The sequence below is a fragment of the Planctomycetia bacterium genome (assembly GCA_034440135.1).
In the GTDB taxonomy this organism is placed as follows: Bacteria; Planctomycetota; Planctomycetia; order Pirellulales; family JALHLM01; genus JALHLM01.
In genome coordinates this window covers 38,351-58,102 of the sequence record JAWXBP010000231.1, presented here as the reverse complement: position 1 = coordinate 58,102, position 19,752 = coordinate 38,351, and the positions used below count along the sequence as shown (strand labels likewise).

Here is a 19,752-nt window from a genome sequence, read left to right as displayed (position 1 = left end):
TCTAGGTTGTCGGCCGCTGAGTGTAAATTCGACACGTTGCGCACTGTCCGAGGTCCGAATATGGAATTCGACCTATGGGAGGCGTCTCCGACGCCGATGGAATGGGCTCGGGCGCCTTCGATGAATTATTCCCAGGTCTACGCTTCATCCATCGGCGTCGGAGACGCCTCTCACAGTCGCTGACGTCAAATGAAGAACCTTGTTCGCAACGGGCGAGCCCGTTAGCATGACTTCCACCTACTTTTCACTTCTCCAGCGATGCTATGACCAGTCAGCCAAGCAATTCCGTTCCGCAGGTCCTGGCCGGGCAAGTGGCGATCGTCACGGGAGCCAGTCGGGGCATCGGCCGCGGCATTGCCATCGCGCTGGCCGAGGCCGGCGCGAACGTGGGCATCAACTTTCGTTCGCATCCCGAGGAAGCCGACGAAGTGGTCGCCGAGATCGAGCGGCTAGGCCGCCAGGCGATCCCATTGCAGGCCGATGTCGCCGATCGGGAGGCCGTGTCCGCGAGCGTGCGGCGGACCGTGGAACGCTTTGGGCGACTCGATATCGCCGTCTCTAACGCCGCCTACAGCGATCGCGAACAGTTCTACGCCGCCGATCTGCAGGGCTTCGAGCGGACGGTCAACGTCACGATGTGGGGCGCGTTCAATTTGCTCTGGGCCAGCACGCGGCAGATGATCGACCAAGGGGGGGGCGGCTCGATTGTGATCGTCAGCTCGCCGCACGCCTTTGTACCTGTTCCCCGGGCGATGGCCTACAATATGTCGAAGGCGGCGATCGACCAGATGGCCCGGACCGCGGCCATCGAACTGGTCGATCATCGCATTCGCGTCAACATGATTCATCCCGGCTGGATCGACACGCCGGGCGAGCGCAAGTACGCCAGCGAGGAGGCCTTGGAACGGGGCGGCGCGAAGCTGCCTTGGAAACGGATGGGCCGCCCGGAGGAAGTCGCCCGCGGCGCAGTGTTCCTGTGCGACCCGGCCAGCGACTACATGACGGGCAGCTCGATCCTGATCGACGGCGGCATCACACTCCCCTGGTGGGCAAACCGCGGCTCGGCCGTGCCGGATTGAGAAAAAGGGTTAGTTTGAAGTTTTCAGTGTTCCGTTTTCAGTTGGGAAAGGAGCATTCCTCCTCACTGAAAACTGAACACTGAAAACTTCAAACTCTTTAATTTCGTACCGGAAGAATTGAATTCACGAACGACACTTTTTTCTCACGCCCCCTATGCCCAAGTACTTGCTTCCCTGTGCGTGCGGCAATCAGATTCCGGTGGAGCCGACCGATGCGGGCCTAAACGTGACGTGCTCCTGTGGCGCGACGATCAAGGTGCCGAACACGCGCAGCATCTTCGCCTTGCCGCGTTTGACCACCGCCGAACCGGAAGACACGGACGCGTCCGCCGCGAAGTGGGGACTGTGCTACCAGTTGCTGACCGCCGGATTGGTGTGTGTGCTCTGTAGCGGGCTGGCGTTGGGATACTTGATCTACACGAAACCTGTGAATCCCGTCGAATCGATGGCTCGGTACGAAATCCAGCGGATGCCGATCAATGTATTGGTCGGACTCTGGCAGCAGTATCAAGATGGATTCCAGCCGCTGGATACGCAACTCGTAGATGAATTCGAACTTGCTCGCGACGAGAACCAGCGCCTCACCTGGGTGGCCAGTGCAGTCATGGGAGGGGGCGCGCTCTTGCTGCTGTTGGGGCTGCTCGCCGGCTCCAAACGACGGTGAGGAGAAGTTTGAAGTTTGAGTTTGATGTGTTCAGTTTTCAGTGAGGAAAACTTGGTTTCTCCCCAACTGAAAACTGATCACGACAAATTCTCTCCGCCCTCGTCCGAGCTGCATTCGTCGTACAAATAACGTCCGCGGTGCGCTGCGTGAGAATTGAACCGTGACGCACTACGATCCGCGGCTACATATTGTGCTGCATCAGCCGGAGATTCCGCATAACACCGGAAGCGTGGGCCGAACCTGCGTTGCCGTGGGGGCGAAGCTCTGGCTTGTGCGTCCGTTGGGGTTCCGCGTCGATGACTATTACCTCCGCCGCGCGGGGCTCGACTACTGGGAGCTGTTGGAGTGGGAAGTCGTCGACGATTGGGACGCGCTCCTCGCGCGGCTGCCGGCGCGCGAACCGTACTTCTTTACCAAGATGGCGCAGCGCGAATATCTTACCCCGTGTTACGAACCTGGCGATGTCCTGGTCTTCGGCAGCGAATCGCGCGGGCTGCCGGAATCATTGCTCACGAAGTACGCGGAACGCACGCTACGGATTCCCATTCGCGATGCCGTGCGGAGTTTGAATCTTTCCAACGCGGTGGCTGTTGCGGCGTATGAAGCGCTGCGGCAATGGGTTTAACGTCACGCAACGAACAGCCCATAGAGCCGGAAGCGTGAGCGCCCGGAGCACACTGGAGAAGACGATTTTCTAGGGCGCGCTCCGGGCGCTGACGCTTCCGGCTCTATACGCATCGGTGCTTTTTGCTATTTCGCGCCCCATGAACAAGTGGGGCGTTCGCTCCGTAATAATCCCACCAAGACGCGGAGCGATCTTTTTCCCGGGACCGGAGTCGTCCCCAGAAGGCTCGCTGCGTGTCTTTTTTGTTGCGCCGCGAAAGCGCCGTCCGCACTGCGGGCATGATCGACAATCTGACGCGAGCACGGTTTTCCCAGTCGTCAAGGTTGCGCCCATTGCCAAGGTTTTTCGTAAGAATCCGCGCGCTGATTTCGCGCGAATTCCGTACCTGAGTGCTAGATTACAGCTGAGGGATGCGGGGCGTGTAACGCGACCAATCCGGCCGCGACGAACGTACCGCTTCTGCAGTTCGTAACGGCCGACCGGCGGGTCGCCGGCGCTCGGCCGCTGGCGGAAACCCCGGGGGCCGTGAGCATGACGTAGGGTTGCGTGACGAAACTTCGAGACGAGCACCGCCTTGAACGTCGCACGGTATTTTCGTAGCCCAGATCGGAGACGTGTCGCCGACACGCGCCGGGCGCTGCGAACAAGACTTCGCGACACGGCCATTGACCCTGGCCGGTTCAACCCAACCAAATTGTAAGGATCGCCGCACGATGGGTTTCTTGAAGAAGTTCTTTCGCAATGTCTTTCGCGACACGTCCGCTCCGCAAGGCACGAGCAGCTTCGAGCGGCTGAGCGAAGACGAACTCGAAGCCCATCTCGGCGTCGTCCGCTACGGTGCGTTCACGCTCACCGACGCGGTCCGCCCGTCGTACGACTTACAGGTCGTGCCTCGTCAGGGTTATCGCCATGACGTGTATCACGACGAAGCCAGCAAGACCTCGGTCCCAGTGTTAATGGGGGCCGCCACGAACGAAGCGCTGTTCGAAGTCTTCATGGACTTGCTGGAACCGCTCGGTCCGGAAGTCGACGTCGTGCTGGAGACCAGCCACAACCGCGAGAACCGTGGCCACGTGGATCTTTACCGAGAGCACATCGACATGCCGGTGCTGAAAAGCATCCTGTATGATTTCGAAGACCTATTGCTCAACGACGGTTGCACCGGCATCGCGGTGCTGAACCCAGGCATGCCGCTGGAAGTGCAGTTCGACGAGCACAAGTTGCTGATCGTCTACGGCGAACGCTTGGAGCAGTTCGAACGCGTGTTCCAAGGCCGCGACGTCTACCCGCACGATGATTTGAAATTCATCACCGAAGCGGAACACGTTCACTCGTCGAGCGACCAGTACCTTGAGCAATTCGAACAGCTCAAGACGCTCCTCGGCATGGACAGCATGTCGTAGAAGCCGAGGGCGGGCATGCCCCCAGCAGGAGCGACACTAGCCCCTCGCTTGCGCGTCGGGCTAGTGTAGAGAAGTGACCTCGGCTACAGAAGGCATCGTGCCCCAGGGCCGCTTAGGCGGCCTTCTGTTTCAGCGCCTTGATGTGGGCGGACAGCCGGGACTTGAGCCGCGAGGCGGAGTTCCTGTGAATCACGCGGTGTGCCGCGGCGCGATCCAGGAAGCGAGCACAGCTACGCAGCGCCGTGTCGGCGTCCGCGACGTTTCCGGCCGCGATCGCTTCGCGAACCTTGCGGATTTGGCTCCGCAGCAACGACCTCGAGGACCGGTTCCGCGCCCGGCGAACCAGGCTCTGACGGAGACGCTTTTTGGCACTGGCAATATTCGGCATCGCTCAAACAACCGCTATCGCAAAGGGTTTAGGGAATTCACCTTCCGGGGCCAGCGAGCCAGCCTCGGGGGACCCATCTTTATGCCAGAGCCGACGCGGAATGTCCAGACCCGTTTTCGTGGCAAAAGCGGGGACGCCGGCACTTGATTCAGAGAGCCGACGCCGACTTCGCTCAGCTCAACTTGGCTTGCAACATTTTCTCGACCGCTTCCCGGCCGGTCATCCCGAGCGTGATGCCGGCCGCCTTGGCTTGCGGCGTGGCGTCGACGATTTTCGCTTCCAGCAGGTCTTCCGGTTCCGTCAACGGTTGCGACGGCGTACCACGGGCGATGGCGATCAGTTGCCCGAATTCGCCCGGCGTTTCGATATCGTAAATGCCGCAACCGACGATGCCGGCCGCGGTGAGGATCGAGCAATACTGGCCGCGATGCCAGCGGTTGCTGATGCCAATCGCGGTGCCATGCTCGAACTGCATGGCCCGGGTCGTGGTGCGGGGCAGAAAGTCTGACATAACGGGAATTCCTGAGTGGGGATCGCGCGACTTCCCGGCATCCTAACGCGCCGAAGGACGTCCGCAAGTATTTTCCGGAGCCGTAAGTGTCTGGGCGGCAACAGGTTGGCGACCCAATCCAGGTCGCGGCCGAAGAATAGTCCCATCGGGTTGCACGAAACTCCACGTTTCCGGCCACTAACCTTCGTGTACAGCGGCCAACGGATCCGAGGGATTTCGCCATGCGACTCACGTTACGCACCATGCTCGCCTACATGGACGGGGTGCTCTCACCGGCTGACGCGGAGGAGCTGCGCCGCAAGATCGAGCAGAACGAGGGCGCCGCCGGAATCATGCATCGCGTCCGCGACGTGCAGTGCCGGCTGCGTCTCGGTGCGCCCAAGGTCGAAGGCCGCGGGCTGGGCGGCGACGCCAACACCGTCGCGGAGTATCTCGATAACACGCTGCCCACGGATCGAATTCCGGAGTTCGAGCGGATTTGCCTGGAGTCCGACGCGCATTTGGCGGAATCGGCCGCCTGCCATCACATCCTGGCGTTGGTGCTCGGTGAGAGCGCGCAGGTCGAACCGGATTTGCGCCGCAAGTTGTATGGACTGATCGATGCGCCGCAGCAACCGCCCGAGCCGGCCCCGCCGGTCGCAGCGCCGCCGGTGGCGGAGCCGGAAGTGCTTGCGCCGCTCTCGAAAACGCGACGCAAGATGAACGTTCCGGAATACCTGCGGGACAAACCGGGCTCGCGAACCCTGCTCAAGGTGGCGATCGGCCTTGCGGCGGCGCTCTTGTTGGCGGCGGTCGCGGTGATGGCAATTGGGCCGGAAAGACTACTGAGTCAACTGCGCGGCACGGGCGCAAATCCGCAAGTCGCGCAAGGCGACGGCGACGACGCAAAAGATGCGGTTACAGTCGCCGACAAGGACGAAGTGCAATCGCCTGCGACTGACGAAGAAGTAGTCGATACCGACGAAACGGTCACCGATGATGAATCGTCGACGACGTCAAATGATGAGGAGCCGGCGACTGATGATACGGCACGGACGGTGAAGTCACCGGCGCTGAAGCCGGTTGCGGCCGAGACAGCGACGGACGAAGCAGTTACGGCCGATGCGCCGTCGCCGCCCACCCCCGACGCGGACACGACCGACAATGCTCCTGACGACACGGCGGAGGCCGATGCTACGCCGACCGAAGACGGCGCCGACGCGGACAGTTCCGGTTCAGATGCCGCGCCGGCAGCGCCCGTGGCGAGTGAAGTCGGGCGTTGTTTCCTGCAGAAGGACGTGCTGTTGCGCTTCGCGACCGATGCGGGTATCTGGAAGCGGTTGGTGCAAGGAGATGCCGTTTTCGCGGGTGATCGCCTGCTGGCCTTTCCGCGATTCAGCCCCGCCGTGACGCTCTCGAACGGCGTGGCCGTGGAAATGTCCGGCGCGACGCAGGTCGTGGTCGAAGGTCCAGACAGCGACGGCACGCCTGCCTTGCGGATCCTGTATGGTCGCATGATTCTGATGCCGCTGAGCGATCCGCAATCGCCGGTGCGGTTGTTGATTGGTGACCAGGAACGGGTCGTGACGTTCCCCGATACGAAATCGATGCTCGCCGTGGAAGTGCGGCCGGAACTAGTTAACGGTAGCGACCCGGAACAAACGCCGGCGCGGTTGAACATTGAGTTTTGCCTGGTGAGCGGAAAGCTCGGCTGGCAAGGCGCGGCGGCCGAAGCCCCCGCGGAGTTGGCGTCGCCGCTGCTGTGGACGACCGACCCCGCAGCGCCGGTGGCTGGCGGTGACGTGCCCAAGTGGATCCGCGACAAGAGCAAGACCGGCGAATCGATCGCCGCGCCCGCGATCGAAGAAGGAATCGCGACCGATCGCCCGGTGATCGTCTCTCTGAAAGAAGCGGCGAATCACCGCCAACGCGAGCTGCGTTCGCTGGCCGCCAAGTGTTTGGCGCTGATCGGCGAGTACGACGACTTCGTGGCGATTCTCAGCGATCCCGCCCAATGGCCGGCCTGGGACGGGCAGATCGAAGAACTACGCGCCAGCATGGCCCGTAGCCCCGAGGACGCGGCCAAGGTCCGCGTTGCCTTGGAAAAAGCTCGCTCCAGTGACGCTCAAGGTCTCTACCGGCTACTTTGGGGTTACACCGAAGAGGAGTTCGTCAAAGGCGGCGCTGCGCAGGAACTCCTGGCCGATCTGGAACACCAGGACATCGACTACCGCGTGCTCGCCCATTGGAACCTCCGCCAATTGACCGGCATGCGCCACCCCTACGACCCCCGCGAGGAAGACGGCAAATCGCGCAAGGACCGTGTGGAACTTTGGCAGAAAAAGGTGGCGCAGATGTTGAAGGACAAGGAAGGGGCGTAGCGCCGACTCAGGGAATTCGTTCAAGTTCGTTGCGCGTTGCTGACTGACATTGCTCCAACAGCGCCTCGAATCGTCCCTTCCACGTCGCGCCGCCTAGCTCAGGGTGCAACGTGCGCGTGAGTTGAATGATCTTCGCCGCGCGGGGGTTGTCACCCAGCCGATGATGCAACTCGGCGAGTTGGTACTTCGCTTCGAACCATTCCGTTGTTCCGGCGGCCGTCGCACGTTCGACGGCGCGCCAGCATTCGAGCGCTTCGCGCAGGATGTTCGCATCCTTGGATTCCGCGAGGAGTCGTCCCAGCGTGGTGGTGACGGCGACGTCTTCTGGCGAGGCGCCGCGGAGCTTGCGAAGTTGTTGAATCGCTTCTTCCGCACGCCCGGCGGCGGCCAGCACGGTAGCGCGTCGTAGTTCCCAAGTCCGTTGCGCTGGCAAATCATCGGCCTTGAGACCAGCTTGTCGGCGCTGGATCAGTTCCAATTGAAACACGGCGAGTTGCCGTGCGCTCGCTGGATCGACCTCGACGGGCAGTGCTTCCAACGCGACGTAGATCGCTTCGAGCGTTTCGCCGGGCGTCTTCGGGAGGTTTGACAGAGCGTCGTGCGCTGCGGCAGCTTGATCGGGCTGCAATGCTTGCGCTGCGAGACGCCAGGCTTCCGCCGCTGCGCGCTCCGTGTGCTTTGCTTCCGCCGTTCGCAGCGCCGTGGCGATTGCCGCTTCCGCGGCGGCATAGGATTGTCGCTCGCAAATAAGCAACTCCGCTTCCGCAATGGCTGCGATGAGCGCTGCCGAACCGGCGGCTTCACCTGCCGCCGATGGTTGCTGATACGTTGCGAAGTGGCGCAGTGCGCTATCGACGACCTGCCGCCGTTCCACGCCGGGCGGCAATGGCGCGAGCCAACGCTGATACACGTCGCGCGCAGTTCGCACGGCCGTCGCGGCGAGCGGTTCCTGCGCGTCGACTTTTGCGAGCAGCTCGATCGCCACGCGAAAGTCAGTGTCTCGCGCGTGCGATTCCGCCAGCGCAATCCGCACTGGACTCGCCGAGGATGCGTTCGGCCAGTGTTCGAGGTGTTCTTCCAGCCAGGGAACTTGGGCCGCTTCGTCTGCGCCGCTGCTGGCGAGATTGTAAATCGCCGCATAATGCGCGTCGGCCGCGCGAGGACTCCGCGGATGTGCAATCGCCGCAACGCGAAAGCGCTCCGCCGCCTGCGCGAACCGTTCCCGGGCTTGTTCGACTGCGGCCCCTTTCATGCCGAGCAGCAGTGCGGCGTCGAGATCTCCCGCGTCACTGGATTGCTGACGTGCTTGATCGTACGCGGCGAGTGCCTGGTCCGCCTGACCTTGTTGGTAAAGTGCGTCGCCGGCCTGGGACCAGGCTTGATAATCGGCCGTCGCGTTGCCGGACGTCAGTTGGCGCGCGAGACGCGCCGCGGCGATGTCGCCCCAAAAAACGCCCCAGCGCTCGCCGATGATCCGCACGCGACGCGAGGCCTCGGCGCTGTGCCGCCGCGCGGTTTCCTGATCTTTGTCGGCTGCAGCGCGCTCGGCGGCCGCGAGTTGGACTTCTAATAACGCTAAGTCCTCCTCCAACGCCCGTTCGCGGCCTTGATCGTCCGGCTGCAGTGCAATGCGCATTGCGCCGTCGACGTCTTCGCGCGCCAGCGCCAGGCGCAATCGTTCGGCACGCAGCACGCCGCGTTCCGACGCCGGGAATGAATCCATTTCGCAACGCGCGATCGCCATCGCCGCCGCGTCCCAGTGCGACTGCAAGCGTTCACAACCGATCAACTGAACGCGGCTCGGCCAGGCGAGCGGTTCTGTGTCGGCCAGTTCGCTCAGCGCGCCGAATAACTCCGCTGCCTGGCTTGCAGCGAGCGCGCGGTCTTCGCTGCCGGCGGGATATGACTCCGCCTGCCGCCGCAATGCCCTACCTAACTCGTAGCGGAGGTTGCGATCGGTGGAACGCAGTTCAGCGAAATCCCAAGGCGCAATGGCGCCGGCGAGGACTTCGCGCCGCGCGCCGCGTGGCGATTGCCGCGTTTCGGCCTCGGTCAGTTCTCGCGCGCGACGGAATAGTTTGATCGCCTCGCGCAAAGTTACTCGCGGAGGTTCCGCCGCTTCACCGTGAATGGCCAGCAGGGTTTCCCCTTCCGCCAGATACGCCAGACCGGATTGCGCGTACAACTGCGCGCGGCGCGGATTGTTGGCGTACTGATCGGCATAGTTGCGGGCCGTCTCACGCGCAGCTTGCCACAGCGGCTCTGCATCCGCCGACGGCGTGCGCAGCGCATGTTCCAAAGCCAATTGCGCGAGCTCCAAAGTCAGCGCATGGCGCTCGGCGTTCGTGAGCGAGGTGCGCTCCAGTTGCTGACGGCAATACTGCTCAGCGGCCGCGTATTCTCCAGCGGCTCGCCAGGCAGAGAGTCGATCATCATGGGGCGTGACCAAGGGCGCGGCGCGCAAGACTGCGTGGCTCAGTAGTGCAATGGCCGCAAAAATAACGACGAGACGCGCCATGGACGTATTATAGCCACAGTTGTTGGGCAGTTACTCGGTTGACCTCAATGCGCGGCGAATTGAATCCGCTCGAATCCGGCGGCGCGGCAACTGTCGTAGATGTCGATCATGAGGCCGAGCGGTACTTCGGGCGCGACGTCCAGAATAACAGCGAGTTGATCGTCGATTTCCGCCAGCGCGCGCACGACTTCACGGACTTCGCCCGCATCGGCGCAGCGCCGTTCACTGACCTGATACTCTAGCCTGCCGGCGCTTTCGCGCAGCGTGATCACGATCTCCTCAAAGTCATCTTCCGGCCGCGGCGCGACAGGCGCTCCGCCAACGCCGGAGTCGGAAAGCCGGCTCGGCAGTTCTTCTTCCGGACGGTTGAAACCCGCGGTGCAGACGAAAAACACCAGCAGCAGAAAGACGACATCGATCATCGGCGTCATCATCACTTCGAAGCCACGGCCGGCGGGATAAGCAGTGGGGCGGCGCATGCGGCAATTATGAACGCGAAACTCGGCACGCGGAAGTAGGGCGCTTCCGCTCTCAGCGCCGCGTAGAGAAAGCGACTATTGCGCCGCGGACCGGCTGCCCTGGGGCGAGCCGCCGATTTGTTGGCCGTGCGGCATCGGGCGTCCGGCGACCGCGTAGCCGAGGCGATGGAGATCCTCTTTGAGCGCCCGATATTCTTTGAAGCTGTCTTCGTACGCCCAGAGCGTGACCGCGGTCTCGGCCGGCTTGTAGGGCGTGAGATCGGCATGGAATTGCGAGCGGCTGGCGAGCGCTTCATCCAATGTCTCGCCGAGCACCATCGAGTCCGGGATGAGCGTGTATTCGGCGAGTTGGACGACCGACATTGAGCGTCCGGCCCGCATTTGCTCTTCGACCGAGGCGTCGATCCGTTCCAGGATGTAACGCATGCGAAAGCCGCCAATCGGCCCGATCGTTTCGGTCAGTTCCGGCTGGCTGCGCAGACGATAGACCTTGGCCTGAGCATCCGACTTGAAGCGATCCAGCAGTTCCTCGATCGGGATCATCGTCACGCGTCCGCCGCGCAATTGGAATTGCAGTTCCTTGCCGTTCACCGATTTGCTCATCGGCGTCTGGTAGCTGGTCAGTTTCACCGCCGGCGCCTGATCGAGCGGCGCGGCGAGCTGCTGTTCGAGCACGGCGAGTTGTTGCGTCGCTTCGGAGACCGCGCGTCGCCGGCCGTAATCTTCCTGTGCATGCGCGTCGAGGGCTTTGCGTTTGTCTTCGAGCATCCGCTCCCCGGCGGCGACGAGCACTGCGATGGCGTCGCGTTCGCGCGACAGTGACTGCGCTTGCATCGCAACGCTGCGCATCTCGTTGGCGAGCCTCAACACCTCAGCCTCGGCGGCAGCGTGCTCGCCCTGCAGCGCGCCGAGCGCCTGTTCCGCGGCAGCCGTGTCCGGCGCCGTAACCTTCCCCGCCTGGCCGGCGCGAATCCCCACGATCACCACCAAAATAATCAACATGCCGACGACATTGCACACGATGTCCAAAAAGGAGTCGCTGCCGAAGACTTCGGTATCGTCGTTTCGTTTACGCATGGGAGGAGTTTGGCGTTTTCGGTGTTGCTCTGTTGTGGCACGGTCTCCCGACCGTGCCACAACGCGGTTTTCAGTTTTCAGCTATTCAGCCACTGGGCTCGTTTACTCCTTTACTCCTACCTTCCTCACCGCGGCTTTTTCGTCGCCCCGCGTGCCGTGCTAGCCTTCGTTTTTTCCGCGACATCGAGACCGCTGCCTTCCAGTAGGGCTTTGATTTCTTGATACCGCGGCTGGCTGTCGGGCGTGGTTTCGAACTGCAGTTGCGGTTTCCAGTACATGTTCTGGCCGGCGATGCCCCAGCGATCCATGTGATCCCAGACGCGCGAGACCAGCTCTTCCATGGAATCTTCGGTGCGCGGCCCTAGCGCCACGACGTGTTCGCTCTTCGTGCCGCCGTCGGCGAGGATGTCCAACTGCTCGGGCGTACAACGCACGCGGATCTTTCGGCTGATCGGTACCGCGCTCGGGCCTTGATCGCGGACCGCCCAATCTTTGCCGCGACGCGATGCGAGGCTTTGCTTCGGCATGTATTGCCCTTGCCGCAGCGGCTCGCCGCCCGGTGCTTGATCTTCTTGTCCATTGCTACGCGAGGCGGTGTTAGATTCCGGCTTGCCGGCTTCCGTGCCCTGCGATGCGGACTGTCCGCTTGAACCAGGCTGACCGCTGCCCGCTTCAGCGCGCTGCCCTGTGTTGCCACCGCCCTGGGCGGAATTGCCGCCTCCTTCGTTGGCGGCCATGCTATCGCCGCTGCGCTGAAAGCCGCCGCGGTTCTTGGGCCCGTCGTGGTCGCCGGGGACGGATTCATCCCCTGGGCCTGAACCACCGCCTGCGCCGCGACCGCTTCCGCTACGTCGTCCGCTGGAGGATCGGCGTGCCGAGCGTCCATCCACCATCACTCCGCCGGTGGAGGGCGAGGCGCGGAAATAGGTCCCGTCGTCTTCAGCGCCCTGAAATACTTTCGGCGCAGCAATCGCCAGTAGGCGTTGCCGTTCACGGGCGTCTTCGGCGGCGGCCTTGGTGACCGCCAGGAGTTGCGGGTCGAGTTCCTGGTATTCGAGCTTCCAATCCTGATCGACGAACTCGTAGCCGAACTCGCTTCCCCAAGAGGTCAACGCCGCCCGCGCGACGTAATACGCGCCGATGCCGTCGGGACGGATCAACAGCAGCGGATACGGTTCGCCCGCTTCTCTGCCATCGTTATTGCGATTGCGGAGCAAGTATTCGCGCGCCGCCCGCATGCTGGCAGCCAACGGATTGCCGGGACCGAGGGCCCCGAGAAAATCGTCGGCCGTCAGGACCACGCCTTCGGGCTGAAGTATGATGCCGTCGTCGGTGCATTCAATGTACATCGGCCTGCGTTGCGTGGCGTTCGGGCCCTCGTAGGGCATAATCGCATAGCCGGGGGCTTGCTGCGGAACGAGTTTCTTCGCGTCGAGGGCCTCAGTAACCTCGCGAATGCGGGCCTGAATCGCCGCCATCTCGTCGTCGAGCGCCTGGTTCGCGACCGAGGGCGCTTTCAGTGATTGTTGCAGATCCTTGGCCGCTTGTTGAAGTGCGCGGTATTGTTCGCGCAAGCGTCGGGCGTGATCTTCGATGTGACTCAAACCGGCGCGCTGCTCGGCAAGCTGCGCCGCGGTCTGATCGCGCGATGCGTGGATCATGTCGATTCGCCAGCCCAGTTCCTCGCGCTCGACTTTGAGATGTTCGCCGGCCTCGTCGGCATCACTGCGCGCGACGGCCCGGTCGTGGGTCCGCTGCGCAATGACGATCAGCAGGACGATCAACGCCCCCATCACGCACAGCAGGACCGCCAGGAACGGGAACAGCGAAAACTTGGCGGCATCGTTCGGCGCGGCGCGGCGCTTCATGCGGCGTGGCCTACCCGGGCGCTCCGCACGGCGACCGCTTCATGTCCAGCGGCGCCCGGCGCGTGGGCCAGGCGGGCGTTCAGTAGATTGATCGTGGCGGCGAGATTCAGCAGCGTTTCTTCGAAGTTCTGCGATCCGGCCAGCGCCGCGAGGTTACGATTGAGCGCGTCTTCCAACCCGGTGAGTTGCCCCATCGCGACCAGCACGTCGCGCAGCACCTGGCCTTGTTTGACCATGTCGCCTTGCACGGAGCGCAGATTCTGCACGTTCTCGCCGAGTGCTTGCTGGAATTGATTCCAGTAACGGTGATTCTGTTCGGTCTGCCATTCGGCCGACGCCGCCAGCCGCGCGGCGTGGGCTTCGAGCCCTTGCGCCATCGAAGCGGCGAGCGATTGTTGCATTTGCTGCTGTGATGCGCCGAGCGTCGACTGCCAGATCTCTGCCTGACGTTCCACCAGTTTGCCACAGGCCTCGACGACCGATTCCGTCATCCGGGCGATGGCCAACAACTGCGGGTCGCGCTGCGTGCCGCGTTGTTCGAAGCGCAGGGCCAACTCTTCGCTGGCGCGAAGGTCGACCTCATTGAGCATCTTTTCTTCGTCTTTGGCGACCTGGAACTTGGTGAACATCAGCACCATCGACAGCGCCAAAGCGAGCGCCGTCGTATCGAAAGCCACGCCGAGGCCGGCCGTTACCGCGGGAAGCGATGCTTCGAGCGCGTCCGGTGATAGGTTTCCAATGGCATTAGTAATGCCGACGACGGTGCCGAGGAAGCCGAGAATCGGGATCGCCCAGACGATGATCATCACCAAGGCGTAACCGGAGTGCGCCTTGATCGACTCGCCTTCAGAAAGGTACTTCAGCTCGTCGTCCAGCCCATCGGCGGTGCCAGTGCGGGCGATGTGCAGCAGGGCAGCGCGCAGCCGCTGGCCCAGGTAGCTGGCTTGTTTGAGCGCCGGCAGCGCGCTGATGTTGCCGAGCAGTCGCTGTGCCGACGTCGGTGGTTCCGGCGTGCTGCCCATGGCTGGGAGCAGCGGCTTTGCTGTCAATTTGGATTGTGCGCCGACTTCGAACCAGCGAATCACCAACGCCGCCATGCCGATAAAGAACAAAATGGTTTCGGCGTAGACGATCGGGTGACTGGCGCAATAGCGGTATAGGAAATCACCGCCGAAATTGATCGTGTGAATGAGCGTATAGAAGCCCAGCGCCGCGAAGCCGCCCCACAAGGCGGAGGAGCGCATCAGCGCCAGGGCCATCCGGTTCGATTTACTCACGTTTCCAGTCCTTTGCAGCTTGGCCCGCGCAGGGAACTGCCCGCGGAGTCCATTCGTTCGGTAACATCGACGCAACCGGCAGAGTTTCTGCAGGTTCGTCGCACCAGGTTTCATGGTGCGCGCGTAGCTTAGAAAGCTGTCGCGCCTCGGCGAAGAGCAGTTCTGAGGGCCTGGCAGTCCGGGTAGAATGGGGCGTTTTCAATGGAGCGAGGGGGCGTTCGTGAGTGATCCGATTCTGGTGACCGGCGCTACGGGGTTGGTCGGTAACAATGTCGTGCGTACGCTTCTGGGCGCCGGGCACGCGGTGCGGACGCTGGTGCGCGTTTCGGCGGACTCGCGGCCGTTGGAAGGACTCGCAGTTGAGCAAGTGACCGGCGACGTTACGGACGCGGCCTCGGTCGCCGCCGCGGTGCAGGGCTGCGGGGCGGTGATTCACGCCGCCGCCGAGGTCCACATCGGTCGGACGGGACTGGAACGCCAGCGCCGGATCAATGTCGAAGGGACGCGGAACATTGCCGACGCGGCGCGCAAGGCGCGCATCCGACTGGTCCATGTCTCCACCTGCGACGCCATCGGGCAGGGCACCGCCGAGTCGCCAGCGACGGAGGACACTCGCCTGCCCCAGGCGCGGCTGCCGTATGTGATCACCAAGCGCGAAGCCGAGCGTGTCGTGCTCGGCAACGTCGTGGCCGGGTTGGATGCGGTGATCGTCAACCCGGCGTACATGATCGGCCCCTGGGATTGGAAACCGTCGTCCGGAAAAATGCTGCTAGAAGTCGCGGCGGGGCGAGGGACGTTTGCGCCGCGCGGATCAACGAGTCTGTGCGATGTCCGCGACGTGGCCCAGGCGATCGTCGCCGCGCTCACGCAAGGCGCGTCGGGCGAGCGATACATCCTGGCAGGCCGGACGCTTTCCTGGCTGGAGCTGTGGCGCAAGTTCGCCGAGGTTTCCGGCGGGCGCCGGCCGGTCTGCCGCGCCGGCCCGCTGATGATCTGGATCGGCGGCTGGGGCGGCGACGTCTGGGGGCTCATTCGCCGGAAAGAGCCGGCCTTCAACAGCGCCTCCGCGCGCCACGCCTGGCAGGAACGCCACTACAGCAGCGCCAAGGCGGAACAAGCACTGGGCTACACGATCCGACCGGCGGAAGAAACGATCCGCGACGCCTGGGCCTGGTTCCAGGAGCACGATTACGCGCGCCGCAAAGAAGCGAATGCCAATCTGTAGCCGAGGTCTGTGACCTCGGACGCTGGACGCGGGGGCTGAGAATGCGTGAGTCTCAGGCAAGACTTGGAACCACGAAAGGCACGAAAAGCACGAACGAAGGATTCTGAAGGTTGCTCGATTACCGCGTGACCGATGTAGGTCAAGGTTTGAACTGTTCGTGATTTTCGTGCCTTTCGTGGTTTTTGATGGCTGAGTCCAACGCGCCGAGGTCACAGAGCTCGGCTACAGAATACAGGTCTTGTTAGGCGCTATCCCTCGTAGCCGTACTTCTGCATCCATGGCCCCCAGCGGCGGCGGACTTCGGCCTTGGTGTGGTCATCGAGTTCGAAGTGATTCGTGCGGTATTCGGCCTGGCCGGACCAGAATTCCGAGAGCTTCGGTTCCAGTTGATCGAAGCCGCCAAGCTCTAATTGCTCGTAAATGCCGCGCACTTGCGCGATGGGGTCTTGAATTAGGTCGTCGTAGCGCACGTCGACCAGGCGATTCGCCGGCACGTCGGAACGATCGCGCTCGAAGCTGCGGTACATCCGCTCAAAGCTATCGAATACGTACTCGTCGAGTCCTTCTAGCCGCGGCGTCTGTAGGCCGTGTTTCTTGTAAAGCTGCGTCCACAGGTTGACGGTGGAAGGAAACACCACTAGCGGATCGCGCGTGATGTGGACGAAACGCGCATCCGGAAACATTGCGCGCAGCACGCGCAGCCGGCCTGTGTGTGGCGGGCTTTTCAACACGATGCGGCGCGGGTCCTGGTAGTTCACGTTGCGGAGGAACGTCCACAGTGCTTTTTTCCATCGCTCCAGGTCTTCGCTCGGCACGCCTTCTAAGGTCAAGTATTCCGGAGCGTGCGGGCGACCGTTCGGGAAGGTGATGTCGCGGTAAGTCGACGGCACGCCGAGATTGGCCAGCGCGAACTCGTCCTCCTGCGGCCGATGCCAGCCCATCACCATGTTGTCCATGGGACGCTTGGCCGGAATCAGAAACTTGAGAAACCGGTACGCGAACCAACTGGTGACGACGAAATGGTGCGGCGCGAAGCACTGATACGAGTTCGGCGACGTGTGCCGCTCGTCGAGCACCAGCAGCTCGTGCAGCAGCGTGGTGCCGGAACGCCAATGGCCAAGGATAAAGATCGGGGGCTGCGTGACCTTCGCGTTACGCAAAAACAGGCCCCGCTCCGCGATTTGCCCGAAGCGATAGAACGAGTTCACCAGCGAGATGAAATTCACCCAGAGGGCCGAGCGGCGGAACGGCGGATCGACTGCGAAATGGTTACTTCTCAGTAACGCCCTCCAGGTCCCAAATGTCATCCCCTCGCAAAGACGCGCCGACCAATCCCTGGGCTTGGTTGCCGGCGGTGCGGACTTCGGCGGCGAAGATTCGGCCGTGGCAGGCATCGGAACGGCTCAGGGGGCGAGTTCATGGCGAACCATCCAGTCTAGTCGTGCGCCGCGGGCGAATGTAGGGTCCCCTCCCGCTGGACAGCGAGGCGGTTCCTGCGATAAATCACGCCATTGCGTGATGACTGACTGCATCAGGACGACGGTCCGATGATCGAACGGCTACGATTTCCGGTAAGCGACGCTGATCTCGCGGCATTGGCCGACCTGCTATGGGACGCCGTCGCGAGCGGCGCATCGATCAGTTTCGTCGAACCCTTTTCGCCGGAAGTCTCCGCGCACTATTGGGAAAAGTGGATCGCACAAGCGCAAGCCGATCCGCGCCGCGTGATCCTCGTGGCACGCGACGAGCTTGGTATCACCGGCAGCGTGCAGCTTCACCCAGCCTGGGCGCCGAATCAGCCGCATCGTGCCGACGTGGCAAAGCTATTGGTCCATCGTCGGGCGCGCAAACAGGGCGTCGGCGCGGCGTTGATGCTGGCCGTGGAAGCCGGCGCACGCGAAGCAGGGCTATCGCTGCTGACGCTCGACACCAAAGTCGGCGACCACGCCGAGCGCCTCTACGAACGGCTCGGCTGGACGCGCGCCGGCGTGATCCCAAACTACGCCCAAAACCCGGACCGCAGCTATTGCGATACGGTGTATTTTTGGAAGTGGATCGAGCAAGGCGCTTCGTAACCGCGGCCGTTCACATCGTCATGTACTAAACCTACACACTCGCTCGCATTCTCTTGCGAGCACCCACGAAGCCGACGGCGCCCAGACAAATCCAGGTGGCGATCGACGCCGGCTCCGGCACCACGTTTTGCGGGACTTCTTCCAGCCCGAATTTGAAGTCGAAACTGCCATTCACTGCGCTGGGCAGCACGCCTTCCCCGTCGCCGATGGTCGATACTTTCAATCGGTAATTGCCGGATGTGAGCTGACCGCTCTGGCTGCCGTCCACGATATTGAAGCTGAACAAGGTCGTGTTGGTCGTCAATGACTCGAAGCTTGCAGTGCTAAACGCCTGAGCGGCGCCATTTCCGATGAAGAAGCCGCCCAATTGCGTCCAAGAAAACGAATAGTTGTAGATTCCCGTGATCGCCAGGTCGACGATCAAGCTCGATTCGGCCGAGGCGATTCCACCCAGCGGACGCACCGAGACGCTACCTGTTCCCGAGAACGGACCGGCGGGATCGGTGATCGTCGTGTTTTGAGCCGCGGATGCAAATGCGGCCGTGGTCGTTTGGGTCGAGGAGACGTTCCAAGCACCGGTCGCGGAATTTGTCAGCGAAGGCAGCGTGCCAGCCGCGACCGTGCGCGTGGGTGTGATCGATACGGAGGCCTGGACCGGCGCCACGGCCAAAACCAATCCGCCGAGCAAGAGAAAACGAACAAGATTGCGAATCATCGATGGAACTCTCAGGATGTTTGGACTCGGTGAAAAGTGAGGCTTAAAAAAGTGCGTGTCACTCAATAATGGGTCCTCATTGCAGACGCCCCTACGGAAAGGAGCGTCGAGTCTCATGGCAACTGGATGGATTTTCTGCGGAATTATTCCGCCAGTTGTCTTACCATGGCCGGCCGATTAAGCTGGTTCGCAGTGCGATCTCGTCTCATTTGCCCCTTTGGCGGTTGCTCTGCGTGACTGCGGCCCGACGTCACGAGTCCTCGATCGACGAGGAGTTGCTCAAAGCGGCGCAACAGGGCGATCAGCCCGCCCTCAACACGCTATTGGCGTCCATCCAGCCGATGCTCTGGATCGTCGCGAAGCAGGGGCTCGACCCGCAACTCGCGGCGCGCGTCAATCCGTCCGACGCGGTCCAATCGACTCTCAGGCAAGTAACCGCCAAGTTATCCGAGCGCGCCTTCGAGAACGTCGCTCAACTGCGGCAATGGCTGCTTCTGGCCCTGGAGCACAAGCTTATCGACCTCGGCCGCCGGCACATGCGGGATTGCCGCGACGTGCGTCGCGACCGGGGGCATCTCGACAGCGATGCCAACCCATGCACTCGACTACCGGCGCCCGAGCATCACGCCCCCGAGGAGTTGCTAAGTCGCCGCGAACATGCGGATTTGGTGCGGCAAGCGATCGGGCAACTCTCCTCGCGGCACCGTGAAGTGATCGAAGCCTACTGGCTCGATGAGTTGCCGCTGGCCGAGATCGCCGCTCGGCTCGACTTGACCACGGACCAGGTCTGGGGACGCCTCACACGGGGACTCGGGGCGCTGCGCCAGGTCCTCAAGCGAGGCGAAGTTGGATGATTCGACCCGCAGTGACGTTTCCGGCGCCGGCACGCTCTCGGATATCCGCGAGGCGTTGAGTTGCGTGAAATTTTTGTGCGCCGCGGGAGAGCAGGATCGCGCCGGATTGAGATTCGCGGCCGACGCACTCGCGCGGCTGGAACAGGACCACGAGCTGATGGAACGGTTTTCCATCGTGCGCGAACTCGGCGCCGGCGGATTTGGCCGCGTGTTCCTGGCGGAAGACCAGCGCCTGAGGCGACCGGTTGCGATCAAGGTTCCGCTACCCCGCGTTCTTGCGCAACCGCGGCTGTGCGAACTATTCGCCGCCGAACCGCTAGTCGCCGCCAGCCTCGATCATGCCGGTATCGTCCCGGTGTTCGACGGCGGGCATGCCGGCGTCGTGCCGTACCTGGTGAGCGGCTATGTCGACGGACCGCCGCTCGACGTCTGGCTGGCCGAGCAAACGTGTCCCGTGGACGCGGACACCGCGGCGCGCTTGGCAAGCCAACTCGCCGAAGCCGTCGGCCATGCCCATGAGCGCGGCGTATTGCATCTAGACTTGAAGCCCGCGAATGTTCTTCTGGATACCCGCCGCGATGCGCATGGCGTCGAGCAGAGCTTTCCGCGGCTCACCGATTTGGGTTAGCTCGGC

At 62.7% G+C, this 19,752-nt stretch carries 18 protein-coding genes; 9 read left to right on the top strand and 9 right to left on the bottom strand.

Annotated features, from left to right (window positions below):
- Positions 1–263 precede the first annotated feature (263 nt).
- The 4 genes from SGJ19_13755 to SGJ19_13740 all read left to right on the top strand — a co-directional run bounded on the left by SGJ19_13755 (position 264) and on the right by SGJ19_13740 (position 3,771).
- A complete protein-coding gene (locus SGJ19_13755) occupies positions 264–1,079 on the top strand; it encodes an SDR family oxidoreductase (GenBank protein ID MDZ4781315.1) in 816 nt (271 codons plus the stop codon).
- Between the two features lie 154 nt (positions 1,080–1,233).
- Positions 1,234–1,743 carry a hypothetical protein gene (locus tag SGJ19_13750; GenBank protein ID MDZ4781314.1) on the top strand — a complete coding sequence of 170 codons (510 nt, stop codon included), beginning with the start codon at positions 1,234–1,236 and terminating at the stop codon, positions 1,741–1,743.
- Between the two features lie 160 nt (positions 1,744–1,903).
- A complete protein-coding gene (locus tag SGJ19_13745) occupies positions 1,904–2,368 on the top strand; it encodes a tRNA (cytidine(34)-2'-O)-methyltransferase (protein ID MDZ4781313.1) in 465 nt (154 codons plus the stop codon).
- Positions 2,369–3,081: 713 nt separating this feature from the next.
- A complete protein-coding gene (locus SGJ19_13740) occupies positions 3,082–3,771 on the top strand; it encodes a hypothetical protein (GenBank protein MDZ4781312.1) in 690 nt (229 codons plus the stop codon).
- Positions 3,772–3,883: 112 nt separating this feature from the next.
- Here SGJ19_13740 and rpsT read toward each other — a convergent pair whose 3' ends face one another.
- Positions 3,884–4,159 (bottom strand): 30S ribosomal protein S20, encoded by a 276-nt coding sequence (gene rpsT, locus SGJ19_13735; GenBank protein MDZ4781311.1) that lies wholly within the window; start codon positions 4,157–4,159, stop codon positions 3,884–3,886.
- Between the two features lie 172 nt (positions 4,160–4,331).
- Positions 4,332–4,670: a DUF1805 domain-containing protein gene (locus tag SGJ19_13730; protein MDZ4781310.1), complete on the bottom strand. Its 339-nt coding sequence runs from the start codon at positions 4,668–4,670 to the stop codon at positions 4,332–4,334.
- 221 nt (positions 4,671–4,891) lie between these two features.
- Here SGJ19_13730 and SGJ19_13725 point away from each other — a divergent pair, with 221 nt between their 5' ends.
- The gene (locus SGJ19_13725; GenBank protein ID MDZ4781309.1) at positions 4,892–7,030 is read left to right on the top strand and encodes a hypothetical protein; all 2,139 of its coding nucleotides are present in this window, start codon (positions 4,892–4,894) and stop codon (positions 7,028–7,030) included.
- Between the two features lie 7 nt (positions 7,031–7,037).
- Here the strand turns inward: SGJ19_13725 and SGJ19_13720 are convergent, their stop codons facing one another.
- The 5 genes from SGJ19_13720 to SGJ19_13700 form a co-directional block, all read right to left on the bottom strand.
- Complete coding sequence (locus SGJ19_13720) at positions 7,038–9,548, bottom strand: hypothetical protein (protein MDZ4781308.1); 2,511 nt, start codon at positions 9,546–9,548, stop codon at positions 7,038–7,040.
- A gap of 44 nt (positions 9,549–9,592) precedes the next feature.
- The gene (locus SGJ19_13715) at positions 9,593–10,027 is read right to left on the bottom strand and encodes a biopolymer transporter ExbD (protein MDZ4781307.1); all 435 of its coding nucleotides are present in this window, start codon (positions 10,025–10,027) and stop codon (positions 9,593–9,595) included.
- Between the two features lie 75 nt (positions 10,028–10,102).
- A complete protein-coding gene (locus SGJ19_13710; protein MDZ4781306.1) occupies positions 10,103–11,104 on the bottom strand; it encodes a hypothetical protein in 1,002 nt (333 codons plus the stop codon).
- A gap of 125 nt (positions 11,105–11,229) precedes the next feature.
- Positions 11,230–12,972 carry a hypothetical protein gene (locus SGJ19_13705; protein MDZ4781305.1) on the bottom strand — a complete coding sequence of 581 codons (1,743 nt, stop codon included), beginning with the start codon at positions 12,970–12,972 and terminating at the stop codon, positions 11,230–11,232.
- Entirely contained in the window at positions 12,969–14,249 is a 1,281-nt protein-coding gene (locus SGJ19_13700) for a MotA/TolQ/ExbB proton channel family protein (GenBank protein ID MDZ4781304.1), read from the bottom strand. Before SGJ19_13700 ends, SGJ19_13705 begins: the two co-directional genes overlap by 4 nt.
- A gap of 220 nt (positions 14,250–14,469) precedes the next feature.
- Between SGJ19_13700 and SGJ19_13695 the strand changes: the two genes are divergently transcribed.
- Positions 14,470–15,474 (top strand): NAD-dependent epimerase/dehydratase family protein, encoded by a 1,005-nt coding sequence (locus tag SGJ19_13695; GenBank protein MDZ4781303.1) that lies wholly within the window; start codon positions 14,470–14,472, stop codon positions 15,472–15,474.
- Positions 15,475–15,722: 248 nt separating this feature from the next.
- On the opposite strand, the gene SGJ19_13690 is transcribed toward SGJ19_13695, so the two are convergent.
- Positions 15,723–16,868 carry a sulfotransferase gene (locus SGJ19_13690; GenBank protein ID MDZ4781302.1) on the bottom strand — a complete coding sequence of 382 codons (1,146 nt, stop codon included), beginning with the start codon at positions 16,866–16,868 and terminating at the stop codon, positions 15,723–15,725.
- Between the two features lie 153 nt (positions 16,869–17,021).
- Here SGJ19_13690 and SGJ19_13685 point away from each other — a divergent pair, with 153 nt between their 5' ends.
- On the top strand, positions 17,022–17,549 hold the full coding sequence (locus tag SGJ19_13685) for a GNAT family N-acetyltransferase (protein ID MDZ4781301.1): 528 nt from the start codon (positions 17,022–17,024) through the stop codon (positions 17,547–17,549).
- A gap of 31 nt (positions 17,550–17,580) precedes the next feature.
- Here SGJ19_13685 and SGJ19_13680 read toward each other — a convergent pair whose 3' ends face one another.
- Positions 17,581–18,264: a hypothetical protein gene (locus SGJ19_13680; protein MDZ4781300.1), complete on the bottom strand. Its 684-nt coding sequence runs from the start codon at positions 18,262–18,264 to the stop codon at positions 17,581–17,583.
- Between the two features lie 233 nt (positions 18,265–18,497).
- On the opposite strand from SGJ19_13680, the gene SGJ19_13675 reads away from it, so the two are divergent.
- Both SGJ19_13675 and SGJ19_13670 read left to right on the top strand, forming a co-directional pair.
- The gene (locus SGJ19_13675; GenBank protein ID MDZ4781299.1) at positions 18,498–19,118 is read left to right on the top strand and encodes a sigma-70 family RNA polymerase sigma factor; all 621 of its coding nucleotides are present in this window, start codon (positions 18,498–18,500) and stop codon (positions 19,116–19,118) included.
- The gene (locus SGJ19_13670) at positions 19,111–19,746 is read left to right on the top strand and encodes a serine/threonine-protein kinase (protein ID MDZ4781298.1); all 636 of its coding nucleotides are present in this window, start codon (positions 19,111–19,113) and stop codon (positions 19,744–19,746) included. Before SGJ19_13675 ends, SGJ19_13670 begins: the two co-directional genes overlap by 8 nt.
- Positions 19,747–19,752 lie beyond the last annotated feature (6 nt).